Here is a 10,990-nt window from a genome sequence, read left to right on the forward strand (position 1 = left end):
GCTCGCGCCCAGGGACGCATCCTGCCCCTACCTGCGGCGGGAAAGCCAATCCGGCACCCGCAGGAGTCGGGAGAACACCCTTGGGAGTCACCCGAAGCGCGCCTGTGGCTCTGGCCACGATAGACACAGCCCCCCGACAGGGGCCCCGCGACGCGCCGGACCCGGGGACCGTGGTGATCCTCACAGTCCCCGCAGGTCCCGCAGGTCCCGCCCGTTTACGAGGCGGACGCGCCGGCCGCCTTCGCGGCGTCCCGGACCGCGCCCGCGACCGCGCCCGCGACCTTGTCGTTGAAGACGCTCGGGATGATGTAGTTCGCGTTCAGCTCGTCGTCGCTGACGACGTCCGCGAGGGCCTTCGCGGCCGCGAGCATCATCTCGGTGTTGACGGTGCGGGACTGGGCGTCCAGCAGGCCCCGGAAGACACCCGGGAAGACCAGCACGTTGTTGATCTGGTTCGGGAAGTCGGAGCGGCCGGTGGCCACGACGGCGGCCGTCTCGCGGGCGACGGCCGGGTCGACCTCGGGGTCCGGGTTCGCGAGCGCGAACACGATCGCGCCCTCGGCCATGGCGGCCACGTCGTCGCCGTCGAGGACGTTCGGGGCGGAGACGCCGATGAAGACGTCGGCGCCGCGCACGGCCTCCTTGAGGGTGCCGGTGAGGCCCTCGGGGTTGGTGTTGTCGGCGATCCAGCGCAGGGCCGAGCCGGGGGCGGCGTCGACGAGGTCCGCGCGGCCGGCGTGCACCACGCCGTGGATGTCGGCGACGACCGCGTTCTTCACGCCGGCCGCGATCAGCAGCTTGAGGATGGCGGTGCCGGCGGCGCCGGCGCCGGACATCACGACGCGGATGGACTCGATGCTCTTGGCCGCCACACGCAGGGCGTTCGTCAGCGCGGCGAGGACGACGATCGCGGTGCCGTGCTGGTCGTCGTGGAAGACGGGGATGTCGAGGGCCTCGCGCAGCCGGGCCTCGATCTCGAAGCAGCGGGGGGCGGAGATGTCCTCGAGGTTGATGCCGGCGAACCCGGGGGCGATGGCCTTGACGATCTCGACGATCGCGTCGGTGTCCTGGGTGTCCAGGCAGATCGGCCAGGCGTCGATGCCGGCGAACCGCTTGAAGAGGGCGGCCTTGCCCTCCATGACGGGCAGCGCGGCCTTGGGGCCGATGTTGCCGAGGCCCAGCACGGCGGAGCCGTCCGTCACGACCGCAACCGAGTTGCGCTTGATGGTCAGGCGGCGGGCGTCCTCGGGGTTCTCGGCGATCGCCATGCAGACCCGGGCCACACCGGGCGTGTAGACCATGGAGAGGTCGTCACGGTTGCGGATGGGGTGCTTGGACTGCATCTCGATCTTGCCGCCGAGGTGCATGAGGAACGTACGGTCGGAGACCTTGCCGAGCGTGACGCCCTCGATGAGGCGGAGCTGCTCGACGATCTCGTCGGCGTGCGCGGTCGAGGTGGCCGCGATGGTGACGTCGATGCGGAGCTTCTCGTGCCCGGAGGCGGTGACGTCGAGGCCGGTCACCGAGCCTCCGTGGGACTCGACGGCCGTGGTGAGCTGGGAGACCGCGGTTCCGCTCGCGGGCACCTCCAGCCGGACCGTCATCGAGTAGGAGACGCTGGGCGCCGTTGCCATGGCCGACTTCCTCTGCACTGCTGGGTGGGTCGCGGGATTGCCGTCCGATCGTCGCACCTACTGACGAGTACGGGAAAGTCGCCTCAACTTACGGTCGTTTTGTTCGTGCGGGGACGTGCGGGGACGTGCGGGGGCGCCATGCGAAGAGGCCCACATCACATCGGATGTGGGCCTCTCCGTCCGTTCATGACACCGACCCGCCATGCTCGCCTCGCGGCAAGTGGTCGCTCGTAGCGACGAAGGTTGGGCCCGGGGGCTTGGATCGAGCCGGTGTCACACCCAGGCTAACAAACGGATCCCCGAACACCATTCCCGTGCGGGGCGGTTCACAGGAAACGTTCGTCCGGGGCCGGTCGGGCGCCTCCGGCTCAGTCCCTGAGCAGGTCGGGCACCCCCCGCGCGTCCGGCTCGTCCCGGTCCCCCGAGACCACGGTGAGCTGCTGGGTGGCCCGGGTCAGTGCGACGTACAGCACACGCAGGCCGGCCGGGGACTCGTCGGCGATCTCGGCGGGCGAGACGACGACCGTGGCGTCGTACTCCAGGCCCTTGGCCTCCAGGCTGCCGAGGGCGACGACCCGGTCGCCGAGCCCGGCCAGCCAGCGGCGGGCCTCCTCGCGGCGCTGCATCGCGACGACGACGCCGACGGTGCCGTCGACCTCGGCGAGGAGGCGTTCGGCCGCGGCGCGGACGGTGGCGGCGAGGGTGTCCTGTACGGCGGTGAAGCGCGGGACGACTCCGGTGGAGCGGACCGCGGTGGGGGACTCGGCGCCGGGCATGGCGAGGGCCAGGACCTTGGCCGCCAGCTCGGCGATCTCGGCCGGGTTGCGGTAGTTCACGGTGAGCTGGAAGCGGCGGCGGGGCCGGGTGCCGAGGGCCTCGTCGCGGGCCTCGGCGGCCTCGTCGGGGTCGGACCAGGAGGACTGGGCGGGGTCGCCGACGACCGTCCAGGTGGCGTGCCGGCCGCGGCGGCCGACCATGCGCCACTGCATGGGGGTGAGGTCCTGGGCCTCGTCGACGATGACGTGCGCGTACTCGACGCGTTCGGCGGCGAGCCGCTCGGCGCGCTCGCGCTGGGACTCCTCGCGCACCGGCATCAGCTCCTCCAGGCCGGTGAGCTGGTCCAGCGGGTCGTACTCGCGCTTCTTGCGGGGGCGGGCCGGGGCGCCGAGGGTCGCCTGGAGCTCGTCGAGCAGGGCGATGTCGTGCACCGAGAGGCCGTCCCGCCGCAGCGAGCGGGCGACCCTGCGGACCTCGCCGGGGTTGAGGATCCGGCGGGCCCAGCGGCCGAGCCGGCGCTCGTCGGCCATCGCCGCGAGGACGGCGCCGGGGGTCAGCTCGGGCCACCAGGCGTCGAGGAACCCGATGAAGGAGTCCTCGGTGGTCACGTCCTCGTCGAAGGAGGAGCGCAGCTCGGCGGCCAGCTCGGGGTCGGTGTGCCGGCCTGCGGCGCCCGAGCGCTCCCACAGGGCGTCCAGGAGCAGCTTGCGGGCGCGGGGGCGCAGCAGGTTGACGGGGGCGGTGCCGCCGAGGGCGCTCTGCCGGATCCGCTCCAGATCGGCGCCCTCCAGCTCGATCCGCCGTCCGAAGACGACGACGCGGAGCCGGGTGGGGGTGGTCACCGCGGTGTCGGCGGGGGTGTCGGCGGGGGTGTCGTCGAAGGAGAGCTGGCCGTTGGCACTGGCACCACGGGCGGCGTTGCCGCCGCTGCCGCCGCCGTTCGGCCGGGCGGACCCGCCCGGCCCCAGCTCCAGTGCCCCCCGTGCCGCCTTGCGCAGCACCCTCAGCATGCGGGAGGAGCCCTTGGCGCGGGCCACGGACGGGGCGTCGTACAGGGTGGCCTCGGCGCCGTCGACGAGGGAGCCGATGGCGCGGATGGCGACCTGGCCCTCCTCGCCGAGGGAGGGCAGGACGCCCTCGGTGTAGGCCACCAGCAGCGGGGTGGGCGAGACGATGAGGATGCCGCCGGCGTATCTGCGGCGGTCCTGGTAGAGCAGGTAGGCGGCGCGGTGCAGGGCGACGGCGGTCTTGCCGGTGCCGGGGCCGCCCTCGACGTAGGTCACGGAGGCGGCGGGGGCGCGGATGACCAGGTCCTGCTCGGCCTGGATGGAGGCGACGATGTCCCGCATGGTGTGGCCGCGGGCCTGGCCGAGCGCGGCCATCAGGGCGCCGTCGCCGATGACGGGCAGCGCGCCGCCGTCGAGGAAGGCCGTCAGCTCGGGGCGCATCAGGTCGTCCTCGACGCCGAGGACGCGGCGCCCCTTGGAGCGGATGACCCGGCGGCGGACGACCCGGCCGGGGTCGACGGGGGTGGAGCGGTAGAAGGGCGCGGCGGCGGGTGCGCGCCAGTCGATGACCAGCGGCGCGTACTCGGAGTCCAGGACTCCGATACGGCCGATGTGGAGGGTCTCCGCGATGTCGGCGGTGTTGTCCTCGCGCACGGCGCCCTCGGCGGGCTCCACGGCGGTGAAGGCGCCGTCGGGGCCCTTCTTCCCGTCCTTGCCGAGGAGGAGGTCGATCCGGCCGAAGAGGAAGTCCTCGAACTCGTTGTTGAGCCGGTTGAGGTGGACACCGGCCCGGAAGACCTGGGCGTCGCGCTCGGCGAGAGCGCCGGGGGTTCCCACCTGGCCGCGTTTGGCGGCGTCGTTCATGAGGAACTCCGCCTCGTGGATCTTCTCCTCGAGGCGCCGGTACACCCGGTCGAGGTGTTCCTGTTCGACACCGATCTCGCGTTCCCGGACCGTGTCCGGTGCGGCATCGACCGCGGTTTCCTGCTGAGCCTGTGCGGCCACCGGGCCCCCTTCTGACGTGCTGGGCAGCCGTCAACCGTACGCGAAGGGGACCGGTGGAGGCGAGAGCCCGCCCGAAGGCGGGCCCGGCGTTCTTCGTCAGGCGTCGACCTGGACGAGCTTCTTGCCGTCGAAGGTCATGACCTCGAAGTGGTCGATCTCGTTCGGCTTGAAGGCCGCGCCGCCCACGACGTAGAGCGGGTTCTTGGCCTGCTCGGTCTTGGCGTTCGGGAGGCCGTAGCCCCATTCCGGGACGGACCAGGACGAGACGGTCTCGCGCTTGCCGTCCTTGCCGACGGCGATGAGCGAGCACTTCTCGGGGCCCGAGACGTTCTTCAGCTCGACGCCGACCTCGGTGCCCCAGGCCTTCTCGCCCATGGCGACGGTGGCCGTCACCTTGCTGGCGGAGTCGGTCGCGGAGGCCTTGTCGGAGAGCGTCTCGAAGGTCGACTTGGCGGGGTTGGTGGTACTGCTCGCCACGGGCGCCTTGCCGCCGTCGTCGCCGCCGGTCACGGCCATGACGCCGACCGGGCCGCCGATGATCAGCGCCGCCGCGGCCGCCACGAGGTAGAAGGAGCGGCGGCGCTTCTGGGCGCGCCGTTCGGACACCTCGTCGACCAGCTTCTCCACGAGCCGTGGGCTGGGCCGGGCGGACAGGGAGTCGCCGATCGCCGGGGTGCCGGAGCCGGGCAGGTCCGCGAGGGCGGCCAGCATCGGTTCCATCCCGGCGAGCTCGTCGAGCTGCTGCGCGCACCACTCGCAGCCGGCGAGATGCGCTTCGAAGGCGGTCGCCTCGGCGTCGTCGAGGATGCCGAGGGCGTAGGCGCCCACGGTCTCGTGTTCGCTCGGGCTCGGAGATCCCACAGATCCCTGCATGGGGCCAGACATACCCGCACCACCTGATCCGAATCCCCCGTAAATGCTCATCACGCCGTCACCCCCCGCTCCTCCAGAGCCAGCTTCATCGACCGCAGGGCGTAGAACACCCGAGAGCGGACGGTGCCACTGGGAATGCCCAGCGTCTCGGCCGCCTCATTGACGGTACGCCCCTTGAAGTACGTCTCGACGAGCACCTCCCGGTGGGCCGGGGTCAGGTCGTCGAGCGCGTCCGACAGCGTCATCAGCCACAGCGCCTTGTCGATCTCGTCCTCCGCGGGGATGACCTCCAGCGGCGACGGGTCGACCTCCTGCGGCCGGGCCTGCCGGCTGCGGTGGCCGTCGATGACGATGCGGCGAGCGACCGTCACCAGCCAGGGGCGTACCGATCCGGTCGCTCGATTGAGCTGGCCGGCGTTCTTCCAGGCACGGATGAGTGTTTCCTGCACCACGTCCTCGGCACGCTGGCGGTCTCCGGCAACCAGGCGCAGGACATACGCAAGCAGGGGTCCGGCGTGCTCCCGATACAGAGCACGCATCAGCTCCTCGTCGGGCTCCGAGGGCTGGGACATGCGATGTCGGGCCCTCGATCCATGTTCATTGGCCACGGCCGCATCCTTGCGCACGCCCACCTCCGGTGTCCGGGGGATCCCCCAGTCGGTCGCTCGGTGACAGGTACGGAAGGGGTGTTCGCAGTGTTCAAACCGAGGTGACAGTTTTCTTCGGGGTGTCATGACGAGGGGGACATGGCGGCACATTCCCACCGCTTCTTCTTCACGTTTTCACCACACGGGCGCGATCACGCGGCCTGCCCTTGCTCAGGCATGGGCAAACATGATGTTGTCGAAATCACTTCGACAATTTTGCGCCCAGGCTGTCACGGGACACTGTGCAATTGCTGTCAGCTCATCAGAGAAGGCGTATACCGGGCAGTTGGGCGCGTGCCAAGGCGGCGCGCCGCCGATGCCGTGCGACCCGCTCCCGGTTGCCGCAGACCTCGCTCGAACACCAACGCCTGCGTCTGCCACGGGAGGTGTCGACGTAGACGATCGGGCAGTTGTCCCCCTCACACTCCCTCAGCCCCGCCCGCGCCACGGGATCCGTGAGCAGCTCCACGGCGTCCCGCGCGACGGCGGCGAGCAGCGCGGCGCACTCCGGCGGCTCCTCCAACTCCCGTACGAGGGTGCCGTCCTCGTCGCGTACGGCGCGGGGGACGGGCGGCGCGGCGCGGGCGGCGTCGTTGAGGCGGCCGAGGTCGACCTCGTACGGGCCGGGGTGGGCCCGGGCCAGCCAGTCCCGCACCAACCGGTCGACGCCGGAGCGCAGTTCACGGAAGGCGAGGGGCCAGGAGGCGTCGGCGTGGCCGAGCTGGGTGCCGGGCGGGACCAGTCCCGCGCCGCGGATCCAGGCGCACAACGGGCCCACGCCGTCGAGGTGTTCCCGGGGATGGCTGGTCGCGAGGAGGTCGAGACAACTGCGTCCGGCGTCGAAGCGCAGCTCGTAGGGGTCCGTGGCCGTGCCCAGTGTCATGCGCCACCGCCTGCACCGACAGAGGAACGAGAAAAGCGCTCCCCTCACAGTGCCCTGTGTCCCGCCCCGGCCGGAACCCCCGTACCACCGGTCCGGCCCGTTCAGTCGCGGCTCACGCGTCCGCGTACTTCGCGTCCGCCGCCGGGTCCAGGGCCAGTCGGTAGCCGCGCTTGACCACCGTCTGGATCAGCTTCGGGGTGCCGAGGGCCGTGCGCAGGCGGGCCATCGCCGTCTCGACGGCGTGCTCGTCGCGGCCGGCGCCGGGCAGCGCGCGCAGGAGGTCGGCGCGGGGGACGACCCAGCCCGGCCGTCGAGACAGCGCCCGCAGCAGGGACATCCCGGCCGGCGGCACCGGCTTCAGACAGCCGTCGACCAGCACCGCGTGCCCGCGGATCTCCACCCGGTGCCCGGCGACCGGCAACGCCCGTGCCCGCGCCGGAAGTTCCTGGCAGAGCAGCTGCACCAGCGGGCCGAGCCGGAAGCGTTCCGGCTGTACGGTGTCCAGGCCGCGCGACTGCAGGGGCAGCGCGGTGACGGGGCCGACGCAGGCCGGCAGCACATCATGGTGGAGCGCGGCGAGCAGCTCGGACAGCACGCCCCGCTCCTCGGCGCGCGAGAAGAGGGACGCGGCGGCCGGCGCGCTGGTGAAGGTGATCGCGTCGAGGCCGCGCGAGACGGCCGCGTCGATGAGCCGGTCGAGCGGGGCGATGTCCTCGGGCGGCATCCACCGGTACACCGGGACGCCCACGACCTCCGCTCCGGCGGCCCGCAGCGCCTCCACGAACCCGGGCAGCGGCTCCCCGTGCAGCTGGACGGCGATCCGGCGGCCGTCGACGCCCTCCTCCAGAAGCCGGTCGAGCACCTCCGCCATGGACTCGGACGACGGCGACCATTCCTCGGTGAGGCCTGCGGCGCGGATCGCGCCCTTCACCTTGGGGCCGCGGGCGAGCAGTTCGACCTCACCGAGCCGGGAGAGCAGCGGCTCGCCGAGCCCCCAGCCCTCGGCGGCCTCCACCCAGCCCCGGAAACCGATCGCGGTCGTCGCCACGACCACGTCCGGGGCCTGGTCGATGAGGTCCTTGGTGGCGGCGAGCAGCTCACCGTCGTCGGCGAGCGGCACGATCCGCAGGGCGGGCGCGTGCAGCACCGTCGCCCCGCGCCGCTGGAGCAGCGCGCCGAGCTCCTCGGCCCGGCGCGCGGCCGTCACGCCCACGGTGAAACCGGCCAGGGGGCCGTGTTCCACGGATGCCTGCGTCGTGGCGTCCGGTCGCTGCTGTTCCACGTACATCACTCTCGTCCCGCACTCGAGTCGCCCTGCACCTACATGCCGACGAGCCTGTCAACGGTGCGTGACAGGCTCGGTTCGGCTTCATGTCGCCAGTGTTACGTCACACCTCGGCGTAGCTGAGCTGCGGCTTCGCCTCCGAGGAGGAGCTTGCGGCGGTGATCCTCCCCGCCGGGCGGCGAAGGTATACGGCCCACGTGACCACGAAGCAGGCCGCGTAGAAGGCGAGGAAGGCGACGAACGCGCCGGTGCCGGAGCCGTAGGAGAGGAAGGACTGGCGGAAGGCCAGGTTGATGCCGACACCGCCGAGCGCGCCGACCGCGCCGATGAGTCCCATGGAGGCCCCGGAGAGCCGTCGGCCGTAGGCGGCGGCCTCCTCACCCTCGAGGCCCTTGGCGACGGCCTTCGCCTGGAAGATGCCGGGGATCATCTTGTACGTCGACCCGTTGCCGAGGCCGCTGAGCACGAACAGCACCACGAAGACCGAGACGAACAGCGGCAGCGACTTCTGCATGCTGGCGAAGACCAGCACGGCGGTGGCGGCGGCCATGCCGACGTAGTTGTAGAGGGTGATGCGGGCGCCGCCGTACTTGTCGGCGAGCCAGCCGCCCACGGGGCGGATCAGGGAGCCGAGCAGCGGGCCGATGAAGGTGAGGTAGGCCGCCTGCAGCGGCGTACGGCCGAACTGGTTCGTCAGCACCTGGCCGAAGGCGAAGGAGTAGCCGATGAACGAGCCGAAGGTGCCGATGTACAGGAAGGACATGATCCAGGTGTGGGCGTCCTTGGCGGAGTCGATCGCGGCGCCGGTGTCGTTCTTCACGGACGCCAGGTTGTCCATGTACAGGGCGGCGAGGGTCGCGGCGATCAGGATCAGCGGGATGTAGATCCCGAGCAGGACGCGCGGGCCGCCGCTCGCGCCGATCACGGCGAGGCCGACGAGCTGGAGGACCGGTACGCCGATGTTGCCGCCGCCCGCGTTCAGGCCGAGCGCCCAGCCCTTCTTGCGGAGCGGGAAGAAGGCGTTGATGTTGGTCATGGAGGAGGCGAAGTTGCCGCCGCCGATGCCCGCGAGCAGGCCGACCAGGAGGAAGGTGGAGAAGGAGGTCCCCGGCTTCATCACCGAGAAGGCGGCGATGGTGGGGATGAGCAGCAGGCCGGCGGAGATGATCGTCCAGTTCCGGCCGCCGAAGATCGCGACGGCGAAGGTGTACGGCACCCGGACGACCGCGCCGACCAGCGTCACCATGGACGTCAGCAGGAACTTGTCGGCCGGGGTGAGGCCGTACTCCGGGCCCATGAAGAGCACCAGCACGGACCACATCGTCCAGATCGAGAAGCCGATGTGCTCGGAGAGGACGGAGAAGACGAGGTTGCGGCGGGCGATCTTCTCGCCCTTGTCGTTCCAGAAGGACTCGTTCTCCGGGTCCCACTCCTCGATCCAGCGGCTCCCCTTCTTGGGGGAAACCGTGGGGGACGGGGGTGCGGTGTCTGTGCTCGGGGCTGTCATGACGCCTCCACGTGCTCCGGGCCGGGTGGTTCGGGGGGATGAGCGGTGATGAGTCCCGAAGGTAGGGAGGGCGCGTTTCCGGTCCGGTGGCTGTCGGTGACCGGAAGGGAACGTTGCTCTCACCTCCGGCGGCGGCCGGGTGAGAGGTTCTGGGCAAGGCTACGCGAACCGTCGGGCCACAGCCGGGGCCTGCGCCGGGCCGCGAGATCCTCCGCCCAGCCGCAGCAGACCACGCACAGCGCGGTGAGCGCCCAGACGGCCGGGAGCTGCGGCCAGGGGCTCAGCAGCAGCCAGGAGGCGTGCTCCTCCAGCCCCGGGACGCCCCACAGCCGGTCCCACAGCCCCTCGACGGCGTCGATGCACACGTTGTGCCACAGATAGATCGTCACGGCGCGGGAGTTGAGGAGGGTGACCAGCCGGTCCCAGCGGCGCAGCGGGCGGGGCCAGTCGGTCCAGGACGGGCTGAGGTGCAGGAGCAGCAGGACCGCGGCGAAGGACCACAGGGACTGGGCGAACGGCATGTCGTCCAGGTCGTGGCCCGCCCGGAAGCCGTGGCCGAGGGCGTACCAGAGGGCGAATCCGGCCACCGCGGGCGCCAGCGAGGGCACGACATAGCGGGGCAGGCGGCGCAGAACGCCCTCCTGGTGGGCCATGCCGAGCAGCCAGCACGCGCCGAAGGCGCCGAAGTCGCTGAGGGTGGAGTCCAGCCGCCAGCTGGACACCGACAGCACGCCGAACTCCAGGGCGGCGGACAGCGCGAGCGGGGAGAGGACCGTCGGCCAGGGCGCGGCCCGCAGGGCCCGCAGCAGCAGCGGGGAGAGCAGGACGAACCAGAGGTAGGCGCGGAGATACCAGAGGGGTACGGCTAGGTCGACGGCCCAGCCGTCGGCGAGCAGCCCGTGGACGCCGGGGAGGCTCTCGCCGTACGGCGGGTCGCTGAGCGGGAGGATCCAGAAGGTGAGGTGGAGCCACCACCAGCCGGGGTGCCCCTCGTCGTCCGGTCCCCAGCCGGCCAGCAGCATCCCGCTCACCCCGACCGCGCCGAGCAGCCACAGCGGGGGCAGCAGCCGGCGCATCCGGCCCCGGACGACCTCCAGGGCGGGCCGCTTGCCGAGGGAGCGGGCCATGAGATTGCCGGCGAGGGCGAACATCACACCCATGGAGGGGAAGGCGACGGGCAGCCAGGCCCAGCCCATCAGGTGGTAGAGGACGACCCGGAAGAGGGCGATCGCGCGCAGCAGGTCGAAGTAGCGGTCGCGGCCGCCCCCGGGCGCGGGCGCCGGGGCGGCGACGCCGCCGGCGGGCTGGGTGACGGTCATACCGAGCCCCCTCCGACCGCCGAGCCTTCTCCGAACGCCGAGCCGCCGCCGAC

Annotated in this window: 8 protein-coding genes; all 8 read right to left on the reverse strand. The window is 71.8% G+C overall.

Annotated elements, in window-relative coordinates:
- Window positions 1–215 precede the first annotated feature (215 nt).
- Window positions 216–1,634, reverse strand: coding sequence for an NAD-dependent malic enzyme (locus tag ABZ464_RS34180; protein WP_359283568.1), 1,419 nt, complete (start codon window positions 1,632–1,634; stop codon window positions 216–218).
- A gap of 368 nt (window positions 1,635–2,002) precedes the next feature.
- Window positions 2,003–4,423: a UvrD-helicase domain-containing protein gene (locus tag ABZ464_RS34185; RefSeq protein WP_359283569.1), complete on the reverse strand. Its 2,421-nt coding sequence runs from the start codon at window positions 4,421–4,423 to the stop codon at window positions 2,003–2,005.
- Between the two features lie 96 nt (window positions 4,424–4,519).
- A complete protein-coding gene (locus tag ABZ464_RS34190) occupies window positions 4,520–5,296 on the reverse strand; it encodes a zf-HC2 domain-containing protein (RefSeq protein ID WP_359283571.1) in 777 nt (258 codons plus the stop codon).
- A gap of 50 nt (window positions 5,297–5,346) precedes the next feature.
- The gene (locus ABZ464_RS34195; RefSeq protein ID WP_010039908.1) at window positions 5,347–5,868 is read right to left on the reverse strand and encodes a sigma-70 family RNA polymerase sigma factor; all 522 of its coding nucleotides are present in this window, start codon (window positions 5,866–5,868) and stop codon (window positions 5,347–5,349) included.
- Window positions 5,869–6,205: 337 nt separating this feature from the next.
- Window positions 6,206–6,826, reverse strand: a complete 621-nt coding sequence (locus ABZ464_RS34200) for an ABATE domain-containing protein (RefSeq protein WP_359283574.1) — start codon at window positions 6,824–6,826, stop codon at window positions 6,206–6,208.
- 112 nt (window positions 6,827–6,938) lie between these two features.
- Window positions 6,939–8,114 (reverse strand): uroporphyrinogen-III synthase, encoded by a 1,176-nt coding sequence (locus tag ABZ464_RS34205; protein ID WP_359283575.1) that lies wholly within the window; start codon window positions 8,112–8,114, stop codon window positions 6,939–6,941.
- A gap of 100 nt (window positions 8,115–8,214) precedes the next feature.
- Window positions 8,215–9,618, reverse strand: a complete 1,404-nt coding sequence (locus ABZ464_RS34210) for a nitrate/nitrite transporter (protein ID WP_359283577.1) — start codon at window positions 9,616–9,618, stop codon at window positions 8,215–8,217.
- 119 nt (window positions 9,619–9,737) lie between these two features.
- Window positions 9,738–10,937, reverse strand: coding sequence for an acyltransferase family protein (locus ABZ464_RS34215; protein WP_359283580.1), 1,200 nt, complete (start codon window positions 10,935–10,937; stop codon window positions 9,738–9,740).
- Window positions 10,938–10,990 lie beyond the last annotated feature (53 nt).

It is taken from the genome of Streptomyces sp. NPDC005820, assembly GCF_040630255.1.
Classification (GTDB): Bacteria; Actinomycetota; Actinomycetes; order Streptomycetales; family Streptomycetaceae; genus Streptomyces.

Excerpts from the sequence above, each read along its gene's own strand:
- ABZ464_RS34180 (WP_359283568.1), bottom strand. The coding sequence starts at position 1,634 with ATGGCAACGGCGCCCAGCGTCTCCTACTCGATGACGGTCCGGCTGGAG.
- ABZ464_RS34190 (WP_359283571.1), bottom strand. The coding sequence starts at position 5,296 with ATGCAGGGATCTGTGGGATCTCCGAGCCCGAGCGAACACGAGACCGTG.
- ABZ464_RS34195 (WP_010039908.1), bottom strand. The coding sequence starts at position 5,868 with ATGTCCCAGCCCTCGGAGCCCGACGAGGAGCTGATGCGTGCTCTGTAT.
- ABZ464_RS34200 (WP_359283574.1), bottom strand. The coding sequence starts at position 6,826 with ATGACACTGGGCACGGCCACGGACCCCTACGAGCTGCGCTTCGACGCC.
- ABZ464_RS34205 (WP_359283575.1), bottom strand. The coding sequence starts at position 8,114 with ATGTACGTGGAACAGCAGCGACCGGACGCCACGACGCAGGCATCCGTG.
- ABZ464_RS34210 (WP_359283577.1), bottom strand. The coding sequence starts at position 9,618 with ATGACAGCCCCGAGCACAGACACCGCACCCCCGTCCCCCACGGTTTCC.
- ABZ464_RS34215 (WP_359283580.1), bottom strand. The coding sequence starts at position 10,937 with ATGACCGTCACCCAGCCCGCCGGCGGCGTCGCCGCCCCGGCGCCCGCG.